At 59.4% G+C, this 18,601-nt stretch carries 17 protein-coding genes and 2 pseudogenes; 5 read left to right on the top strand and 14 right to left on the bottom strand.

All coding sequences use genetic code 11. The features are described from left to right. Positions 1-136 precede the first annotated feature (136 nt). From NVV94_RS00310 to NVV94_RS00300, 3 genes are read left to right on the top strand one after another with little or no spacing between them, the layout of a single operon-like run. Positions 137-1,144 (top strand): methionine ABC transporter ATP-binding protein, encoded by a 1,008-nt coding sequence (locus tag NVV94_RS00310; protein ID WP_258445297.1) that lies wholly within the window; start codon positions 137-139, stop codon positions 1,142-1,144. Next, entirely contained in the window at positions 1,144-1,815 is a 672-nt protein-coding gene (locus tag NVV94_RS00305; protein ID WP_258445296.1) for a methionine ABC transporter permease, read from the top strand. Before NVV94_RS00310 ends, NVV94_RS00305 begins: the two co-directional genes overlap by 1 nt. A gap of 57 nt (positions 1,816-1,872) precedes the next feature. After that, positions 1,873-2,646 (top strand): MetQ/NlpA family ABC transporter substrate-binding protein, encoded by a 774-nt coding sequence (locus NVV94_RS00300; RefSeq protein WP_258445295.1) that lies wholly within the window; start codon positions 1,873-1,875, stop codon positions 2,644-2,646. 114 nt (positions 2,647-2,760) lie between these two features. On the opposite strand, the gene NVV94_RS00295 is transcribed toward NVV94_RS00300, so the two are convergent. From NVV94_RS00295 to NVV94_RS00275, 5 genes are read right to left on the bottom strand one after another with little or no spacing between them, the layout of a single operon-like run. Then, a complete protein-coding gene (locus NVV94_RS00295; RefSeq protein WP_258445294.1) occupies positions 2,761-3,393 on the bottom strand; it encodes an SCO family protein in 633 nt (210 codons plus the stop codon). Next, entirely contained in the window at positions 3,390-4,289 is a 900-nt protein-coding gene (gene cyoE, locus NVV94_RS00290) for a heme o synthase (protein ID WP_258445293.1), read from the bottom strand. The genes NVV94_RS00295 and cyoE overlap by 4 nt, the downstream gene beginning before the upstream one ends. 18 nt (positions 4,290-4,307) lie before the next feature. After that, entirely contained in the window at positions 4,308-5,357 is a 1,050-nt protein-coding gene (locus tag NVV94_RS00285) for a heme A synthase (RefSeq protein ID WP_258445292.1), read from the bottom strand. 9 nt (positions 5,358-5,366) lie between these two features. Continuing rightward, positions 5,367-5,960 (bottom strand): hypothetical protein, encoded by a 594-nt coding sequence (locus tag NVV94_RS00280; RefSeq protein ID WP_258445291.1) that lies wholly within the window; start codon positions 5,958-5,960, stop codon positions 5,367-5,369. Beyond that, positions 5,926-6,666, bottom strand: a complete 741-nt coding sequence (locus NVV94_RS00275; protein WP_258445290.1) for an SURF1 family protein — start codon at positions 6,664-6,666, stop codon at positions 5,926-5,928. Before NVV94_RS00275 ends, NVV94_RS00280 begins: the two co-directional genes overlap by 35 nt. Before the next feature lie 62 nt (positions 6,667-6,728). On the opposite strand from NVV94_RS00275, the gene NVV94_RS00270 reads away from it, so the two are divergent. Beyond that, entirely contained in the window at positions 6,729-6,932 is a 204-nt protein-coding gene (locus NVV94_RS00270) for a twin transmembrane helix small protein (protein ID WP_258445289.1), read from the top strand. A 6-nt stretch (positions 6,933-6,938) separates the two neighbouring features. Here the strand turns inward: NVV94_RS00270 and NVV94_RS00265 are convergent, their stop codons facing one another. The 4 genes from NVV94_RS00265 to coxB are packed head-to-tail and all read right to left on the bottom strand — an operon-like array spanning position 6,939 to position 11,191. After that, entirely contained in the window at positions 6,939-7,826 is an 888-nt protein-coding gene (locus NVV94_RS00265; protein ID WP_258445288.1) for a cytochrome c oxidase subunit 3, read from the bottom strand. After that, positions 7,827-8,396: a cytochrome c oxidase assembly protein gene (locus tag NVV94_RS00260; protein ID WP_258445287.1), complete on the bottom strand. Its 570-nt coding sequence runs from the start codon at positions 8,394-8,396 to the stop codon at positions 7,827-7,829. Between the two features lie 30 nt (positions 8,397-8,426). Next, a complete protein-coding gene (gene ctaD / locus NVV94_RS00255) occupies positions 8,427-10,019 on the bottom strand; it encodes a cytochrome c oxidase subunit I (RefSeq protein WP_258445286.1) in 1,593 nt (530 codons plus the stop codon). Between the two features lie 44 nt (positions 10,020-10,063). After that, complete coding sequence (gene coxB, locus NVV94_RS00250; RefSeq protein WP_258445285.1) at positions 10,064-11,191, bottom strand: cytochrome c oxidase subunit II; 1,128 nt, start codon at positions 11,189-11,191, stop codon at positions 10,064-10,066. 369 nt (positions 11,192-11,560) lie between these two features. On the opposite strand from coxB, the gene NVV94_RS00245 reads away from it, so the two are divergent. Then, positions 11,561-12,199, top strand: a complete 639-nt coding sequence (locus NVV94_RS00245) for a hypothetical protein (RefSeq protein WP_258445284.1) — start codon at positions 11,561-11,563, stop codon at positions 12,197-12,199. 51 nt (positions 12,200-12,250) lie between these two features. On the opposite strand, the pseudogene NVV94_RS00240 reads toward NVV94_RS00245, so the two are convergent. The 5 genes and pseudogenes from NVV94_RS00240 to prlC all read right to left on the bottom strand — a co-directional run bounded on the left by NVV94_RS00240 (position 12,251) and on the right by prlC (position 18,548). Next, positions 12,251-12,970, bottom strand: a pseudogene (locus NVV94_RS00240) (carbonic anhydrase). 89 nt (positions 12,971-13,059) lie between these two features. After that, positions 13,060-14,117: pseudogene (locus NVV94_RS00235) on the bottom strand (PA0069 family radical SAM protein). A gap of 92 nt (positions 14,118-14,209) precedes the next feature. Continuing rightward, positions 14,210-16,084: a M3 family metallopeptidase gene (locus NVV94_RS00230; protein ID WP_258445283.1), complete on the bottom strand. Its 1,875-nt coding sequence runs from the start codon at positions 16,082-16,084 to the stop codon at positions 14,210-14,212. Positions 16,085-16,179: 95 nt separating this feature from the next. After that, complete coding sequence (locus NVV94_RS00225; RefSeq protein WP_258445282.1) at positions 16,180-16,464, bottom strand: YheV family putative zinc ribbon protein; 285 nt, start codon at positions 16,462-16,464, stop codon at positions 16,180-16,182. After that, positions 16,461-18,548 (bottom strand): oligopeptidase A, encoded by a 2,088-nt coding sequence (prlC, locus tag NVV94_RS00220; RefSeq protein ID WP_258445281.1) that lies wholly within the window; start codon positions 18,546-18,548, stop codon positions 16,461-16,463. Before prlC ends, NVV94_RS00225 begins: the two co-directional genes overlap by 4 nt. Positions 18,549-18,601 lie beyond the last annotated feature (53 nt).

Here is an 18,601-nt window from a genome sequence, read left to right as displayed (position 1 = left end):
CATTGACCATTGATCGCGTTATTACTCATTGGCTGGTTCTACTCAAAATAAATGCTAAAAACCTCTATACGAACAGGCTAAAATGCGCGGTCGGCTAACCGCTGCCCCCTTTCCTGCGCCCCACAAGGTTCGCTAAGTGATCGAGTTTCAAAATGTCCATAAAACCTACCGCGTAGCCGGTAGAGATATCCCCGCGTTGCATTCGACCAGCCTAAGTGTCGAAAACGGTCAGGTATTCGGCCTGATCGGCCATTCCGGCGCGGGCAAAAGCACACTTCTACGCTTGATCAACCGTCTGGAAGCGCCCAGCGGCGGCAAGATCATCGTTGACGGCGAAGACGTTACCGCCTTCAACGCCGATGACTTGCGCCGTTTCCGCCAACAGGTCGGGATGATCTTCCAGCACTTCAATTTGCTGGCGTCCAAGACCGTTGCCGACAACGTCGCGCTGCCCTTGACCCTGGCCGGTGAACTGTCGCGCAGCGAGATTGACCGGCGCGTTGCCGAGCTGCTCGACCGCGTCGGCTTGTCCGAGCACGCGAAGAAGTTTCCGGCGCAATTGTCAGGTGGCCAGAAGCAGCGCGTCGGCATTGCCCGCGCCCTGGCGACCAAACCGAAGATTTTGCTGTGCGACGAAGCCACCAGCGCCCTGGACCCACAAACCACGGCGTCGGTCCTGCAGTTGCTGGCCGAGATCAATCGCGAGCTGAAACTGACCATCGTCCTGATTACCCATGAAATGGACGTGATCCGCCGGGTCTGCGACCGGGTTGCCGTGATGGACGCCGGTATTATCGTGGAAGAAGGCCCGGTGGCCGATGTGTTCCTGCACCCCAAGCACCCGACCACCCGGCGCTTCGTGCAGGAAGACGAGCAGATCGACGAAAACGAGCAGCGCGACGATTTCGCCCATGTGCCAGGCCGCATCGTGCGCCTGACCTTTCAGGGCGACGCGACCTACGCCCCCCTACTGGGCACCGTGGCCCGTGAAACGGGTGTGGATTACAGCATCCTTGCCGGACGGATCGACCGGATCAAAGACACCCCTTACGGCCAACTGACCCTGGCCATTACCGGCGGCGACATGGAGGCAGCGTTTGCACGCTTCACCTCGGCGGACGTTCATATGGAGGTGCTGCGCTGATGGAAGCCCTGAATTTCTTTGCCAATGTCGACTGGAGCGAGATCTGGCTGGCGACCCTCGACACGCTGATGATGCTGGGCGGTTCGCTGCTGTTTACCGTCCTGCTCGGCTTGCCGCTGGGCGTGCTGCTGTTTCTCTGCGGCCCACGCCAGCTGTTCGAAGAAAAGCGCGTGTACGCCTTGTTGTCGCTGATCGTGAATATCCTGCGTTCATTGCCTTTCATCATCCTGCTGATCGTGATGATTCCGTTCACCGTACTGATCACCGGCACTTCGCTGGGGGTTGCCGGTGCCATCCCGCCATTGGTGGTCGGGGCCACGCCGTTCTTCGCAAGGCTGGTGGAAACGGCGCTGCGTGAAGTGGACCGGGGCATCATCGAGGCCACCCAGGCAATGGGTGCCACCACGCGCCAGATCATCCTCAATGCGTTGTTGCCCGAAGCACGTCCGGGCATTTTCGCGGCAATCACCGTCACGGCCATCACGCTGGTGTCGTACACCGCCATGGCGGGCGTGGTCGGTGCCGGAGGCTTGGGTGACCTGGCAATCCGGTTCGGTTATCAGCGCTTCCAGACCGATGTGATGATTGTCACCGTGGTCCTGCTGCTGGTGCTGGTGCAAGTGCTGCAAAGTGTCGGCGACAAGCTGGTCGTACATTTTTCCCGTAAGTAACCGCATGGGCCGGCCTTGCCGCCCGAGGGCCAGACCGGCCCTAACAAGGAGTGATGAATGAAAAAACTGCTCGCTGCTTTCGCCGCCGTCGCGGCATTCTCCGCCCAGGCGGCAGACACCCTGACCATCGCCGCCACGCCTGTACCGCATGCGGAGATCCTCGAGTTCGTCAAACCGGCCTTGGCCAAGGATGGGGTCGATTTGAAGGTCAAGGTCTTCACCGACTACATCCAGCCGAACGTACAGGTTGCCGAGAAGCGCCTGGACGCCAACTTCTTCCAGCACCAACCGTACCTGGATGAGTTCAACAAGGCCAAAGGCACCGACCTGATCAGCGTCGCCGGTGTGCACCTGGAGCCATTGGGCGCCTACTCGAGCAAATACAAGAAGCTCGAAGAACTGCCAGGCGGTGCCAACGTGGTGATCCCGAACGACGCCACCAACGGCGGCCGCGCCTTGCTGCTGCTGCAAAAGGCCGGGCTGATCAAGCTGGAAGACGCGAACAATATTCTCTCGACAGTCAAAGACATCACCGAGAATTCGAAAGACCTGAAATTCCGTGAACTGGAAGCAGCCACCCTGCCGCGCGTACTGACTCAGGTCGACCTGGCGCTGATCAACACCAACTACGCGCTGGAAGCCAAGCTGGACCCGGCCAAGGATGCGCTGATCATCGAAGGCAGCGACTCGCCTTATGTGAACATCCTGGTTGCGCGCCCGGATAACAAGGATTCGGCTGCCATGCAGAAGCTGGTCACGGCCTTGCACTCGCCAGAAGTGAAAGCGTTTATTCTGGAGAAGTACAAGGGCGCTGTCGTTCCAGCGTTCTGATAGACCGCGTCGCCTGCATCGCGGGCAAGCGGAACGCCGCCCGGCCCGCTCCCACAGTTGGATACCGCGTACCCTGTGGGAGCTGGCTTGCCAGCGATGGCCGCGCCACGAATCTCAATCTCTCTGCACCAACCCCGGCAGCTGCGCAATCAACTTCTGATTGTTGAACGGCGCCCGAATAAACCCCCGCTGCTTCCCGTCAGGCCCGATCACGGCTAGGTTGCCGCTATGGTCGACGGTGTAATTCGGCTTGCTGGTATCGGCCGGAATAAACGGAATGCTCACCGCATTGGCCAGTTTCTGAAGGGTCTCTACCGAGCCGGTCAACCCTCTGAAATCCGCATCGAAATAGCCCAGGTACTGTTTAAGTTGTGCAGGTGTGTCGCGGTTCGGATCGACGCTGACCAGGATCACCTGGAGCTTGTCGACTGCTTCCTTGGGCAATTCACTTTTGACCTGACGCAGCTGCGCCAACGTGGTCGGGCAAATGTCCGGGCAAAAGGTGTAGCCAAAGAACAACAAACTCCACTTGCCTTTCAACTGATCGACCGCCACCGGCTGGCCGTTCTGGTCGGTCATTTCCAGGCTCGGCACCGTGCGGCTCTGCGGCAGGAGAATGATCCCGGCATCGATCAGTTCGGTCGAAGTGGGCTGACGCTGGTCATTGAGTACCTTGTTGACGGTAAGCCCCAGTATTACAGCGACCAGGGCAACGAGAATAAAGACGGTTTTCTGGGTTCGGGTCATAGGTTCAAGAGTAGGTAGTGGTCTACAAGCAGCGCGATAAAGAGCAGGAACAAGTAATAGATAGAGTACTTGAACGTCTTGATCGCCGCGTGCGGCTGAGTGCCACGGTACAACACCCAGGCCCACTGCAGGAAGCGCAGGCCCAGCAACAGTGCCGAGGCCAGGTACAGCAGCCCACTCATATGAATCACGAAGGGCAGCAGGCTGACCGCCAGCAGGACGAAGGTGTAGAGCAGAATGTGCACCTTGGTGTAGTGCTCGCCGTGGGTCACCGGCAACATCGGGATATCGGCCTTGGCATATTCTTCCTTGCGGTGGATGGCCAGCGCCCAGAAGTGCGGCGGGGTCCAGGCGAAGATAATCAGCACCAGCAGCAGCGGTTCGGCGCTGATATGCCCGGTAGTCGCGACCCAGCCCAGCAGCGGCGGCGCGGCACCGGCCAGGCCGCCGATCACAATGTTCTGTGGCGTGGCACGCTTGAGAAAGCCGGTGTAGATCACGGCATAACCCAACAGCGAGGCCAGTGTCAGCCAAGCCGTCAGCGGGTTGGTGAAGGCCAGCAACAGGGCTTGGCCCGACACCGCCAGCAGCAAGGCAAAAGTCAGGGCGGCAGAGGGCGAAACCCTGCCCTCGGCCAGCGGCCGCTTGTGGGTGCGCGCCATCAGCGCATCGATTCGTCGGTCCACGACATGGTTGACGGCTGCGGCAGCTCCCGCGCAACAGGCAATCCCCAGGTTGCCGAACAGCAGCACGGTCCAGGGCACGCCGGCCCGGGTGGCCAGGAACATGCCGACCAGGGAAGTGATCAGCATCAGCACCACCACCTTGGGCTTGGTCAGCTCCAGGTAGTCGCGCCAGGTAGCTTGACTGCCGCGTTCGCTGAGTAGGGTAGCCATGGCGTCTCTCCTTTATTGTTATTTGCCCGAACCGACAACGGTCGGGGATGCTCGCCAGCGCCGAAGCTCCCTGCGCACAACGGGTACTGCAACAGTTCTTGTCCGGTAATTGACCAGCACCAGAGTCAGCAGCAGGGTTGCACCACCGGCATTGTGAGCAACCGCCACGGTCAGTGGCAGGTGGAACACTACATTGCTGATACCCAGGCCTATCTGTACCGCCAGCACCAGTACGACCAGTGCCGCCAGACGGGGAAGGCCGGCCACTCTCAGTTGCCAGGCGAGCACCAGCAAGGCGCCGGTCACCAGCAGGGCGCCCAGGCGATGGGTGATGTGAATCGCCGTGCGGGCGTCGCTGTCCAGTTGGCCGCCGAGATAGTTCGGCCCGATGTGCTGAGTCAGATGAAAGCCATTGGCGAAATCGGCGGCTGGCCACCATTGACCATGACAGGTCGGCAGATCGACACAGGCCACCGCCGCATAATTGGAGCTGACCCAGCCACCCAGGGCAATCTGGCCGATGACCAGCAGCAGCCCCAGCGCGGCCCAGCGGCGCACACGCAGTGGCAGGCCCGGCAAAGGTGCGAAGGCACCCGACAGGCGCAGGCTCAGCAGAAACAACAGGCTCAAGGTGGCAAAGCCGCCCAGCAGATGCGCAGTAACCACCTGCGGCCAGAGCTTGAGAGTAACGGTCCACATGCCAAACGCGGCTTGGGCGAAGACCACGCCCAACAGCATCAGTGGCAGCTTGTAGGGTTGGCCTTGCCTGCCATGTCGGCGCAAGGCTTGCACCGCCAGCATGGCGATCACCAGGCCCAGGGTCCCGGCGAAATAGCGATGGAGCATTTCGTTCCAGCCCTTGTGCACTTCTACCGGCGTATCGGGGAAATGCAGTTCGGCATGCGCCAGTTGCGCATCAGTCTTGGGCGGGCTGATGAAGCCGTAGCAACCTGGCCAGTCCGGACAACCGAGGCCGGCATGGGTAAGGCGAGTGTAGGCACCCAGAAGCACGACCACCAGCGCCAGCAAGGTGGCAAACATAGCGAGGCGATATCCAGGTCTGGCCATGAGGATGTCCTACCCAATGTTAGACAGCTTCAGCAGATGGCGAAGATCGTTGAGCAGGTCCTTGCCCTTGACTCGGGCGTCGTAGCGCAGCACCAGGTTGCCGTGCGGGTCGACGATCCACAGCTGCGCTTCGCTCTTGCTTTCGCTCAGCGCCGCATAGCGAGAGAGGTCCAGTGCATAGCGCTGCAACTGCGGGTATTCATGTTCAAGCTTAGTCTGGTAGGCCGCATCCAGCGGCTGCGCCGTCGCCAAGGCATGGCTGGCTCGAGACGCGTCGCGGCCCAGGCCGATCTGGATCTGCCGGGCCAGGTACACCAATTGCTGGCAGTCGGCCGCGCACTCTTTCGGTACGCTGACCAGCAACTGCCAGCGCTGCTCGTCGGCCTGCACGCCCAGATCGGCGCGGCTCTGGCCGTTACCAATCAGCTCACCGTGGTAACTGCGGCTGTCCGGCACCCAGAATTGCCACTTGTACATTCCGGTTGCCAGGATCATCGGGCCGATCACCATCAGCAGGATCAGAATCAACTGCAAACGGCCCCGCGCCCGCCCGCGCGTCTTACCGCTTTCAGACGTGCTGGGTGGACTCATGACTGCTCCCATGGTGTTTCTCCTTATTGTTATGCCATCCGAAGTAGAGATAGAGGCCGCACAAGGCCAGTGCCAGGGCAAACCATTGCACGGCATAGCCCAGGTGCTTTTCCGGGCTCATGGCGACCACCGGCCAATCCACCCGATAGGCTGCCGGCCCCGGTTCCATGCGCATCTCTTGTGCAAAACCGTCACGCCCCAATTGGGCCCAGAGCGCGCCTGCATCGATCGCCGTCAACAGTCGCGGCCATTGGCTGTCGGCAGGGTCGGCATGCAGCTGGAAGGTCGCACCAGGCGCGACATACACCCAGGCTTCCAGGCTTTGCGGGCTATTGGGCGTGGTGAACAGCGGCGGGGTGCGGCGGTCCGGCCAGGGCAGCCAGCCACGATTGACCCATACCCAGAGCCCGCTGGCCTGATCGAGGAAAGGTTGCAGTAACTCGACGCCGACCCGGCCGTCGCGCGTGCGGTTGTCCAGCAGCACGCTGTGCTGCGCATCGAAGCTGCCAAACAGGTGAACACGCCTGAACGCCAGGTCCGCGTAGTGGGACAGTTGGAGGCTGCTGATGGGGTCGCCCGCACGCCGCTCGGCATAAACGGCGAGCAGCTCGCGCTTCTGGTCGGCCCGTCCCGCTTGCCAGGTACCGAGAAAGATCAGTAATGGCAGCAACAGCAAAACCACCACTGTCGGCGCGATACCTGGCCGGAAAGGCCTCATGGCTTCACCGCAGTGTCGCTCGCTATACTGAAAGTCATCGTATGCCCCCCCGGAGTCCCACCATGCTCAAAGCGGCGATCGTCCTGATGCTGCTGGCGACCATCGTCAGCCTGTTCAGCGGCCTGTTCTTTCTGGTCAAGGACGAAGGCAAATCATCTCGCCTGGTCAAGGCACTCACCGTTCGCGTCACCCTGGCCGCCATCACCCTGGCGTTGGTGACCTGGGGTTTCTACAGCGGCCAACTGGTTTCCCATGCCCCGTGGTAAATGCGGTCAGAGCACGTAAACGAAGGTAAACAGCCCAACCCAGACCACATCGACGAAGTGCCAATACCAGGCGGCCGCCTCGAAGCCGAAGTGCTCATCGGGATCGAAGTGTCCGCGCAAGACGCGCATCAGCATGACGAACAGAATCAAGGTGCCGATGGTCACGTGGGCGCCGTGGAACCCCGTGAGCATGAAGAACGTCGCGCCGTAGATGCCTGAACCCAGCGTCAGCCCCAGCTCGTGGTAGGCCTCGATATATTCGTAAGCCTGCAGCGCCAGAAAGCCCAGCCCGAGCAGGATGGTCAAGGCCAGCCAGAGCTTGAGCGGGCCCCGATGGCCATTTCTCAAGGCATGGTGGGCGATGGTCACCGTTACGCTGGAGCTGACCAGCAAAATGGTGTTTATCAGCGGCAGATGCCAGGGGTCGATCACGGCCTTGGGCGGTGGAAAGAGTTTCGAGTCCGGGTTTTCCAGCAGTGGCCAGGCAAACTCGAAGTTCGGCCAGAGCATGTGCGCCACGCCCTTGTCGCCGTCACCGCCAAGCCAGGGCCCGGCCAGGTTGCGGACGTAGAAGAGGGCACCGAAAAAGGCGATGAAAAACATTACCTCGGAGAAGATGAACCAGGACATGCCCCAGCGGAACGTTCGGTTCAGTTGTTGGCTGTAGAGCCCGGCCCGGCTTTCCTTGATCACCGCGCCGAACCAGCCGAACATCATGTAGGCCACCAGCAGGCTACCGACGAAGAAGATCAGCGGACCATGGGAGTCCGGCCGACCTGCCTTCAGGTCATTGAACCAGGTGCCCAGGCCGAACATCGTGATGAGCAGTGCGAAGGTGGCGATGATCGGCCACTTGCTTTGCGCCGGCACATAGTAGTGCTCGTGAGTTGCCATTTACTGTTCTCCTTGTGGCAGTTGCCCATTGATCGAGGCCACCGGTGGTTGGCGAGCGGTGATATCGAACAGCGTGTAAGCGAGCGTCAGGTGTTTCACATCTGCAGGCAGATCGCGGTCAACGATGAACCGCACCGGCATTTCTATCCGCTCACCGGGTTGCAGCACTTGCTGGCTGAAGCAGAAACATTCGGTCTTGTGAAAGTACGCCGCCGCCTCGGCCGGCGAGATGCTCGGTATCGCCTGGGCGGTCATCGGACGGTTGCTCGGGTTGTGGGCCACGAAGATCATTTCGTTGACGGCACCCGGGTGAACCTCCAGCTCATCGGATTTGGAGTAGAAATCCCAGACCATGTCGCTGGAATTGGTCGACAGGAACTGCACTCGCACCTTGCGCGTCGGGTCCGCCACCTGACTGCCCTGGTATTGCCCACCCGTCTTGCCATTGATGCCGAAGGCCTTGCACATGACGTCATAGAGCGGCACCAGGGCAAAGCCGAAGGCGAACATCACCACCGCCAGCATCAGCAGGCGCGTGACCAGGCGCTTGATCGAAGGGGCTTCGCTCATCGGCTCAGTCCTCTTGCATCACGCTGCGATTCATTTCACCTCCGGCGGAGTCGTGAAGGTGTGGTAAGGCGCAGGCGAAGGTACCGTCCACTCCAGCCCGTCGGCGCCATCCCAGGGCTTGGCCGGCGCCGGCTCACCGCCACGAATGCATTTGATAACGATGAACAGGAAGAAAATCTGCGTCGCTCCGAACGTGAACGCACCGATCGACGAGACCATGTTGAAATCGGCGAATTGCAGGTTGTAGTCCGGTACCCGCCGTGGCATCCCGGCCAGCCCGACGAAGTGCATCGGGAAAAACGCCATGTTCATGCCGATGAACGAGAGCCAGAAATGCAGCTTGCCCAGGGTTTCGTCATACATGTGCCCGGTCCACTTCGGCAGCCAGTAATAGGCTGAGGCGAAAATGCCGAAGATGGCTCCCGGCACCAGTACGTAGTGGAAGTGCGCAACCACGAAGTAGGTGTCGTGGTACTGGAAGTCCGCCGGGGCGATGGCCAGCATCAGCCCGGAAAAGCCACCAATGGTGAACAGAATCACGAAGGCCACGGCAAACAGCATCGGCGTCTCGAAGGTCAACGAGCCTTGCCACATGGTGCTGACCCAGTTGAACACCTTCACCCCGGTCGGTACCGCGATCAGCATGGTCGCGTACATGAAGAACAACTCGCCCACGACTGGAATGCCCACCACGAACATGTGGTGGGCCCAGACGATGAACGAGAGAAAGGCGATACTGGCCGTGGCATAGACCATCGAGGTGTAGCCGAACAGCGGCTTGCGCGAGAACGCCGGAATGATCGCACTGACCGCACCGAACGCCGGCAGGATCATGATGTACACCTCGGGGTGCCCGAAGAACCAGAACACATGCTGGAACAGGACCGGATCACCGCCACCGCCGGCACTGAAGAAACTGGTGCCGAAATGGATATCCATCAGCATCATGGTCACGCAACCGGCCAGCACCGGCATCACCGCGATCAGCAGGAAAGCGGTGATCAGCCAGGTCCAGACGAACAGCGGCATCTTCATCAGGGTCATGCCAGGGGCGCGCAGGTTGAGGATGGTGACGATCACGTTGATCGCACCCATGATCGAACTGATGCCCATCATGTGAATGGCGAAGATGAAGAAGGTCACGCTCTCGGGTGCATAGGTGGTCGAAAGCGGTGCATAGAAGGTCCAGCCAAAGTCCGGCCCCCCCCCTTCGGTGAACATGGTCGATACCAACAACCCGAACGCCGCCGGCAACAGCCAGAAGCTGAAGTTGTTCAAGCGCGGCAGGGCCATGTCCGGCGCGCCGACCATTAACGGGATCATCCAGTTGGCCAGGCCGACGAACGCCGGCATGACCGCACCGAACACCATGATCAGGCCGTGCATGGTGGTCATCTGGTTGAAGAACTCCGGCTGCACGATCTGCAGCCCGGGCTGGAACAGTTCGGCGCGGATGACCATGGCGAACGAGCCGCCCAGCAGGAACATCATGAAGCTGAACCACAGGTACATCGTGCCGATGTCTTTATGGTTGGTGGTCAGTACCCAGCGCATCAGGCCCTTGGCCGGGCCATGAGCATGCTCATGGTCGGCATGACCGTGGTCATCGATGACTGCACTCATGTCCTGTCTCCTGAAAGGCAGTGGGCTACGCGAGATCGGCCGGTTCATTTGCTTTCAGCCTGTTTCAGGGCCAGCACGTCTTTTGGCGTGACCATGTCGCCCTTGTTGTTGCCCCAGGCGTTGCGCTCGTAGGTAATGACCGCAGCCAGGTCGACTTCCGAAAGTTGCTTGCCGAAGGCGGCCATGGAGGTACCGGGCTTGCCGTGATAGACGATATTGAGGTGGTCCTCCTTCGCCCCCGTGGCGATTTTCGAACCCTTGAGGGCCGGGAACATCGGCGGCAGCCCCTGGCCTTCTGCCTGGTGACAGGCCACACAGGCAGTGTGATATACCTTGTCACCACGCTCGACCAACTCCTGCAACGTCCATTCCTTGCTGGTCAACTCCTTGAGCTTGAGGCTCTCGGCCTTGCGCTCGGCCAGCCAGGTATCGAAGTCCGCCCTGGACTTGACCTCAACCACGACGGGCATGAAGCCGTGGTCCTTGCCACACAGCTCGGTGCATTGGCCGCGGTAGAGACCAGGTTTCTCGATACGGGTCCAGGCCTCGTTGACGAACCCCGGAATGGCGTCGCGCTTGACCGCGAATGCCGGCACCCACCAGGAGTGGATCACGTCGGCGGCCGTCACCAGAAAGCGGATCTTGGCGCCCACCGGAATCACCAGCGGCTGATCCACTTCGAGCAGGTAGTGCTCGTCTTTCGGGGCCTGGTTATTGATCTGCTCGGCGGGAGTGGCCAGGTTGCTGAAGAACTCCACATCCTGGCCCAGGTATTTGTAATGCCATTTCCATTGATAACCGGTGACCTGGATATCGAGATCCGACTCACTGGCATCATAGATATCGATCAGCGTCCTGGTCGCCGGAATGGCCATCGCTATCAGGATCAGCAGAGGCACGATGGTCCAGAGGGTCTCCACCGTGGTGCTTTCATGGAAGCGAGCAGCGACCTGGCCGGTGGAACGGCGGTGGACAATCATCGACCAGAACATGGCACCGAAGACCACGATACCGATCACCACACAGATCCAGAAAATGATCATGTGCAGGTCGTATACCGCGTTACTGACTTCAGTCGCCCCCGGCGCCATATTCACTGTCCAGGCGGCTTGCGCCTGACCGAATATTGACCACAACAGGAGGCCCATCCAGACATGTGGATGTCGCATCATTGCGGGTTCCCCTTATAGTTCTTTTTATCCCGCCGGCTTTCACCTGCGGCTAAGGGAGCGGCTGTCAAGACTGCAAACTTCAACTGCCGAGCCCCTGCTGCGGGTGCAGTCAGGCGTCATCAGCCAGCTCTTAACAACCCGAGTATAGACAGCGACCCGGACCACGCAACGCGATACCGGAAAACTAATGGCCAGGCCCAGGCCTTGCGCTTGAGCCCCCGTTTCTCATGGGCTGGGCACCAATGATGGCATTCAGATATAGCCCATCCATCTAACCATGACGGGATTATGAAAAAAGGTTCTGAGCTTTTTTCTGAAGCGAGCTACCTTATGTCTTCCGTTTGTAATTGTCCTATCCCTGGAGACTTCATGAACACCGCCGCATTGCGCGAGCAGATCCAACGAGCCCATCAACATGAGGCCAAAACCGGCCAACTGACGCAGCAGCTTGAGCAACAACTACCCCATTTGCACCCCACTATCCAACTCCTTGAAGGCGACCCCAAGGACGTCCTGACGCGTTTCGTTGCTGCCTATATCGATCAGGTTCCCGACCTTCTGGATGCGGCCAACGAAGTCGCGCGCGAAGCCGGTATCGAATCGCAGATCAAACCGGTGCTGAAAATTGCCGAAGCGTATTTCACTCAACCGCCAACCATCATGGACGGACATGTAGGCCTGGATTGCCTGCTCGATGAAGCCTACCTGGCCCATCGACTGGTCGAAGAAGTGAATGACCTTTATATCAAGCATTTCCAGCAACCCTTGATCCCGCTGGATACCACCGTGGCCAACCTCATCGCCCACCAGCTGATCGGCGAAGCGTTCGCCAACCAACTGGATGAAGTGGTGCACCACTCGGTGGAGAACATGCTCGATGACGAGAGCTTCGCCCTGGAATCGGTCGAAGCCTACCGAGATAAACTCAGTAGCCCCGACACAGGAGCCGCCTGGAAGCGCTGGCCCTGCCTGTCCCGCCAGTTGGGTGTAGAGTTGGATCTCAAATAACCCAAGCCATCCTTGCGCACTCGGCCCCAAAACGGGGCCGATTTGCGCTCGCTAGAAGCGCCCCTTGGGTGTAGCGCAGGGTATCGGATGGATGCCATCCAGGGGCAGAAAGCAATCCTGCTCGGCATCGTAGGCTCTGATCTCACTGGTCTCGATGCTGTAGATCCAGCCGTGAATGAACAGCTGCCCACTGGCCATGCGCGATGCTACCGAAGGGTGGGTGCGCAAGTGTTGCAACTGAGCGATCACATTTTCTTCGGTCAAAACCTGCATGCTTTCGTTTTCATCGGCACAGTGTCAATTGTCCTGCACCACCGTCTTGGCCACCTCGGCATGGCGTAGCCAGGCTTTGACCGTCGGCATTTTTTCCAGGCTTTGCGGGTTGAGCACCGCCCGCATGGCGCCACAGTCCGAATGCCCGCAAACAATGATGTGATGCACGCCCAACGCCAGGATCGCGTATTCGATGGCGGTGGAAACCCCACCGTTCATTTGCCCGTAGGGCGGCACCACGTTGCCCACGTTACGGGTCACGAACAGATCGCCGGGTGAGCTGTGGGTGATCAGCTCGGGCACGATGCGCGAATCGGCGCAGGTGATGAACATCGCCCGTGGCCGTTGGGCCGTAGCCAGCTTCTTGAACAGCTCTTCCTGCTGGGGGAAGACTTCGTGATGAAAATGCAGAAAGCCGTCAACGATGTGTTTCAACGCTTCTTCCGCGCTCTCGGCTTCAGGAGACGAGGCGGTCGGAGAGGGGGCCTTATCGTGCATGGTTCATCCTCTTTGCCGGTGTTAAGGAACAGTCCCATTTTACCGGGTCCATGGTTCATGTATTGCGTGTCATTGCGATGACACCCGAATTACAGCAAGGACATCTGCCCTCCAGGCGGGCAAAACGCGCTGCAATCGAGTTGATAGCCCTCACGCCGATTCATGCCCAGACGCTTGATCGCCACCGCAAACCGTTGCGCCAGCAGGTCGGCGAACACCCCCTCGCCGCGCATGCGCGCACCAAAGCGGCTGTCATACAACTCACCGCCCCGGCTTTGCCTGATCAAGCTAAGCACATGGGCGGCGCGTTGCGGGTAATGGGCCTGCAACCACTCCTCGAACAGCGGAGCGACTTCCAGCGGCAGGCGCAGCATCATGTAGGCCGCGCTCAACGCCCCTGCACCCTTGGCTTCGCCCAGCAGGTTTTCCAGTTCGCTGTCATTGATCATCGGAATCATCGGTGAACACAGTACCCCCACTGGAATACCGGCCTCGCGCATCACCCTGATCGCCCGCAGCCGGGCCTTGGGCGCTGCCGCGCGCGGCTCCAGAATGCGCTTGAGTTCGTCGTCCAGCGTGGTCAGGCTGATCATCACTGCCACCAGCCGCTGTTGTGCAAGTTCCACGAGCAGATCGAGATCGCGCAGGATCAGCGAACCCTTGGTGACGATAGTCACCGGATGGCGATAGCGCAGCAGCACCTCGAGCAGGCGTCGGGTCAGCTTTTGCTCGCGCTCGATGGGCTGGTAGGGATCCGTGTTGGAGCCCAGGTTGATGGGCGCACAGACATAGCCCGGCTTGGAGAGTTGCTGCTCCAGCAGCGCGGCTGCGTTGGTCTTGGCGATCAGCCTGGTCTCGAAATCCAGGCCGGGGGAGAGATCCCAATAGGCGTGGCTGGGCCTCGCATAGCAATAGATACAACCATGCTCACAGCCGCGATAGGGGTTGATCGAGCGATCGAAGGGCAGGTCCGGCGAGTTGTTGCGGGTGATGATGGTCTTGGCCGTCTCGATCCGGATCTCCGTGCCTTGGGTCAGCGGCACTTCCTGGTACCAGCCATCATCCTCGGCCACCGAACGGTTCGGCGCGAAGCGATTATGCGGATTGGTGGCGGTGCCGCGACCGCGTGGGGCAGGGGCGTGGGCATGCGCAGGCTCTCGGTACTGGTTTTATATACAGTACAGAGAGGTCGAGGCGCTGCCTAGGTCCGCTGGGCAGAAAGATCTACGTTCTATTCAATCAGCCTGACTGGCGCAGGAATGCTTGATTGGATAACGCTCGCCCGCGAAATGCCTGGAATGACGCCGCCATGGATTGCGAAGCGCTCGAGGCGAAGATGCTGTCGCGCAACGCTTGGCCCGTCACAGGGTTGAACAGGCCGTCTTCCTCAAAGCGGGAGAAGGTATCGGCGGCAAACACTTCTGCCCATTTGTAAACGTAATAACCTGCTTCATAGCCTGTCACTATATAGTCGAAACCATTGGCAAAGCGGTCATTCGCCGGAAGCGGCAAGGCGAGGACTTCGCGGGTGACTTTGTCGGATACTGCTTGTATACCGCGTCCCAGATTAGAGTCGACATGCAGTTCAAAGTCGATAAGGGCCGCTCTCAAATTCTTGGCCAATTCAAGGCCGGACTGGACCTTTTGCGAGGCCAGCCAATCCTTGATCATTTGCGCAGGCGCTTTCTCTGCGGATTGGTAATGAGAGTATATGGAAACCAAGCACTCACAAGAGAGGGCCAGACAATGCCCGAACTCGTGGAACAGTTTGCGAAGCTCCAAATGACTCAACAACGCCGGCGCGCCGGCTATAGCCGGTACAAAGTTACACAGCAGCACATTGACTGGCTTCTTTAACTCACCATCCGATGTGATATGCCGACTGCGCACCGTAAATTCAAAACAAATTTCGGGCTTGCCGCTGCGCGCAAAAATATCGATCGCTATATACCCAATGGATTTGCCATTTTCATGAACGGCATAAAGTCGTGCCTGCTCATGCCAGCCATCGAATGACGTTTGCTCGACAAAGGTAACGCCAAACAGGTCTTGGGCAATTTGCATGAGGCGTTGAAGAACATGCTCGACGGGGAAGTACTCGCGCAGTTTTGCTTCAGAAACCCCATAGTGATCTTGCCGGTATTTTTGCACGCAGTACTCATAATCCCAGGCTTGCAATTCGCTCAGGCCCTGCGCGCGGGCGAAGTCTTTCAGTTGCTCCGCCTCACGGTCGAGCAGCGGTTTCCCCTGTTTCACGAGGTCACGTAAAAAAGCCAGTACTTCGTCGGTCGACTCAGCGTCCTTGGTTTCCAGGCTCAACGCTGCGTAGTTGGAAAAACCCAACAGATTGGCTTTTTCATGTCGCAGACGAAGCATTGCCTGTAACACCGAGCCATTCTCACTGCCCCGAGTTGTATATGCGGTATAAGCGGCTTCACGCAGGGCGCGTCTGTCCGCGTACTGGATTACTGCGTTGTACGTATTTTCATCCAGTTTGACCAACCAACCCTCATCGGTAGCGATTAGCGCTTTGCTGGCCGCTGGCAAACCTTCCAGATACATTTCATCGGTAACGAGCTCGCTCCAGGTACTGTCGGGGTTCAAATTTTCAAGATACTGCGCTTCGAGTGTTCTGATCGCTTCGTTTGTTTTTGCAAGTTGCAGCTTATTGCTGAGTGTCAGCTCACTTCCCGCCAAGCGAAATTCGCGTAACCGTCGCTGGAGCAGACGCTTGCGCTCAATGTCGAAGTCGGCCGCATCAGCGCTGCTTGCGAGCGCTTTATAGCAGTCGTACAAATCCTGGTTTTGTAGTGTTTCAGCCTGGTAACCAAGCACCATGCCGTAACAGATACCAAACGCCTCTTCCCATTCACCGCCTCTGAAACTGAGTGGAAAAATGGATCGACTCACATGGTCAAGACGCTGATCGAGCGCATCGACGGGCAAAACCAATCCATCCCAGGTGGGATCCGTCGTTTGACTGTGAACAATTTGAGCTAGTGCTTTGCCATTGTCAGCAATGATCGTTTCAATCGCCGACTGGAGGTGTTCGATGCGAATCGTCGAATAAGGGGGCAGGTCGAATGCCTGCAACAAAGGGTTTTCGCTGTTCATGTTGTCGCTCCTGAGGTTTGCGGATGCCCGCACACCTTAGGAGCCAAACAAACAAACTTTCAGAAGGAAGCTCCCTCCCCCCTGAAAGTCGACTTTTACTGACTGTCGGGCTTTTTCAGTTTGGGATTGGGGAAGAACTGCACCGTCTGCACCTTCGGATTGGCTGCTTTGGGTGCCGTCACGTTGACCCGCGTACCCAGCTCTTTCGGCACCGATTGACCCTGCTCGTTAAGGGTATCGGAATAACCGCAGGCCACGCACTCACGGTGCGGAACGTCGTTCTCGTTCCACATCATCAGCTTGTCCGGTTCGCTGCATGCCGGGCAGACAGCCCCGGCGATGAAGCGTTTTTTCGTTTTGTTCATGGGCGCATCGCTCATGCTGCCGCTTCCTCACTCAGACCACAGTGGCGCAAGAGTGCGTCAATCGACGGCTCGCGTCCGCGGAAATCGACGAACAGCACCATTGGCTCCTGAGAACCGCCACGGGCCAGAATGGCCTCGCGGAAGGCGCGGCCGGTTTCGGCATTGAGCACGCCTTCTTCCTCGAAGCGCGAGAACGCATCGGCAGACAGCACTTCAGCCCATTTGTAGCTGTAGTAACCAGCCGCGTAGCCGCCGGCAAAGATGTGCGCAAAGCTGTTGGGAAAGCGGTTGTAGGGCGGAGGACGCATGACCGAGACTTCGTCGCGCACGCATTCGAGCACCTCCAGCGCGCTGCGGCCATCACTGTGGTGCGTATGCATTTCGAAGTCGAACAGGGAGAACTCCAGCTGGCGAACCATCATCAGCCCGGACTGGAAGTTCTTCGCGGCCAGCATTTTTTCCAGCAGGTCTTGCGGCAGTGGTTCGCCGGTCTCGTAGTGGCCGGAGATCAGCGCCAGGCCTTCCGGTTCCCAGCACCAGTTTTCCATGAACTGACTCGGCAGCTCGACTGCATCCCAGGCCACGCCATTGATGCCGGAAACACCGGAATACTCGACGCGGGTCAACAGGTGATGCAGGCCATGGCCGAATTCGTGGAACAGGGTGGTGACTTCGTCATGGGTCAGCAGCGCAGGCTTGCCGCCCACTGCCGGCGTGAAGTTGCAGACCAGGTTGGCCACCGGGTTTTGCAGCTCGCCCGCTGCCGTACGACGACGGTCGCGAGCCCCGTCCATCCAGGCACCGCCACGCTTGTTGGCGCGGGCGTAGAGGTCGAAGAAGAAGCGACCGACGTGCTGGCCGTTTTCCTTGATCTCGAACAGGCGAACGTCCGGGTGCCAGGTATCGAAGCCTTTCAGCTCGGCGATTTCGATGCCGTAGAGGCGCTGGACGATGGCGAACAGGCCGCTCAGGACCTTGTCGATCGGAAAATAGGCGCGCAAGGCTTCCTGAGCCACGCTGTAGCGTTGCTCTCGGAGTTTCTCGCCATAGAACCCGCTGTCCCAGCTTTGCAGGTCCGGGCAGCCTTGCTCGGCGGCGTACGCCTTGAGCTGCTCCAGGTCCTGGACGGCAAACGGCTTGCTGCGCTTGGCCAGGTCACGCAGGAAGCTCAGTACCTGGTCGCTGGATTCGGCCATCTTGGTGGCCAGGCTGAGCTCGGCATAGTTGGCAAAACCCAACAGCTCGGCCAACTCCTGGCGCAGATCGAGGATCTCGCGCATCACCGGGCCGTTGTCGTTCTGGCCGGCATGCGGCCCCTGATCGGAGGCACGCGTGCAGTAGGCGGCATAGACCTCTTCACGCAAGGCGCGATCTTCGGCATAGGTCATCACCGCGAAGTAGCTCGGAAACTCCAGGCTGATCAGCCAGCCATCAAGGTCCTTGGCCTTGGCCGCCGCCGCCATCTGGGCCTTGGCCGAATCGGTCAGGCCGGCCAGGGCTGCTTCGTCGGTGACGTGTTTGGTCCAGGCTTGGGTGGCGTCGAGCAATTGATTGGAAAAACGGCTGCCCAGTTCCGAGAGTTTGCTCTGGACTTCGGCATAGCGTTTTTGCTGATCGGCTGGCAGGTCAATGCCCGACAGGCGGAAATCGCGCAGCGAATGTTCGATGATGGTTTTCTGGGCGACCTCGAAGCCGGCGGCTTCGGGCCCGCTGGCCAGGGCTTCGAAGGCCTGGAACAGCTCGCGGTTTTGCCCCAGCTCGGTCGCGTAGGCACTCAGCGCAGGCAGGCAGGCCTCATAGGCCTCGCGCAGTTCAGGGCTGTTGCAGACTGCGTTAAGGTGGCTGACCGGGCTCCAGGCAGAGCCCAGGCGATCATTGAGCTCGTCCATGGCCAATACCAGGCCGGCCCAGGTCGGTTGCTGATGCTGGGTTTCGAGGATTTTCGCAATGGCGGCACGGTTGTCGGCCAGGATCTGATCAATCGCCGGCTGCACGTGCTCGGCACGAATCGCCGAGAACGGAGGTAAATCATAAGACTGCAGTAGCGGGTTGGTCGCACTCACGGTTAAACACCTTGGCAGGAAGAAACACCGGGACATCTTAATTACAATCGACGCTGGCCGCAGCTATCGGCCCATCTATAAGTGTTAAA

Source organism: Pseudomonas sp. LS1212 (genome assembly GCF_024741815.1).
In the GTDB taxonomy this organism is placed as follows: Bacteria; Pseudomonadota; Gammaproteobacteria; order Pseudomonadales; family Pseudomonadaceae; genus Aquipseudomonas.
The sequence above is the reverse complement of the archived record's forward strand: the minus strand, read 5'-3'. Positions and strand labels throughout refer to the sequence as shown.

Bases quoted from the DNA above. Each gene is read 5' to 3' on its own strand.
- NVV94_RS00225 (WP_258445282.1), bottom strand. From the start codon at position 16,464: ATGAGCGATGCGCCCATGAACAAAACGAAAAAACGCTTCATCGCCGGG.
- coxB (WP_258445285.1), bottom strand. From the start codon at position 11,191: ATGATGCGACATCCACATGTCTGGATGGGCCTCCTGTTGTGGTCAATA.
- NVV94_RS00265 (WP_258445288.1), bottom strand. From the start codon at position 7,826: ATGGCAACTCACGAGCACTACTATGTGCCGGCGCAAAGCAAGTGGCCG.
- NVV94_RS00285 (WP_258445292.1), bottom strand. From the start codon at position 5,357: ATGGCCAGACCTGGATATCGCCTCGCTATGTTTGCCACCTTGCTGGCG.
- NVV94_RS00280 (WP_258445291.1), bottom strand. From the start codon at position 5,960: ATGGGAGCAGTCATGAGTCCACCCAGCACGTCTGAAAGCGGTAAGACG.
- NVV94_RS00270 (WP_258445289.1), top strand. From the start codon at position 6,729: ATGCTCAAAGCGGCGATCGTCCTGATGCTGCTGGCGACCATCGTCAGC.
- prlC (WP_258445281.1), bottom strand. From the start codon at position 18,548: ATGTCCCGGTGTTTCTTCCTGCCAAGGTGTTTAACCGTGAGTGCGACC.
- NVV94_RS00245 (WP_258445284.1), top strand. From the start codon at position 11,561: ATGAACACCGCCGCATTGCGCGAGCAGATCCAACGAGCCCATCAACAT.
- cyoE (WP_258445293.1), bottom strand. From the start codon at position 4,289: ATGGCTACCCTACTCAGCGAACGCGGCAGTCAAGCTACCTGGCGCGAC.
- NVV94_RS00300 (WP_258445295.1), top strand. From the start codon at position 1,873: ATGAAAAAACTGCTCGCTGCTTTCGCCGCCGTCGCGGCATTCTCCGCC.
- NVV94_RS00295 (WP_258445294.1), bottom strand. From the start codon at position 3,393: ATGACCCGAACCCAGAAAACCGTCTTTATTCTCGTTGCCCTGGTCGCT.
- NVV94_RS00260 (WP_258445287.1), bottom strand. From the start codon at position 8,396: ATGAGCGAAGCCCCTTCGATCAAGCGCCTGGTCACGCGCCTGCTGATG.
- NVV94_RS00230 (WP_258445283.1), bottom strand. From the start codon at position 16,084: ATGAACAGCGAAAACCCTTTGTTGCAGGCATTCGACCTGCCCCCTTAT.
- ctaD (WP_258445286.1), bottom strand. From the start codon at position 10,019: ATGAGTGCAGTCATCGATGACCACGGTCATGCCGACCATGAGCATGCT.
- NVV94_RS00305 (WP_258445296.1), top strand. From the start codon at position 1,144: ATGGAAGCCCTGAATTTCTTTGCCAATGTCGACTGGAGCGAGATCTGG.
- NVV94_RS00275 (WP_258445290.1), bottom strand. From the start codon at position 6,666: ATGAGGCCTTTCCGGCCAGGTATCGCGCCGACAGTGGTGGTTTTGCTG.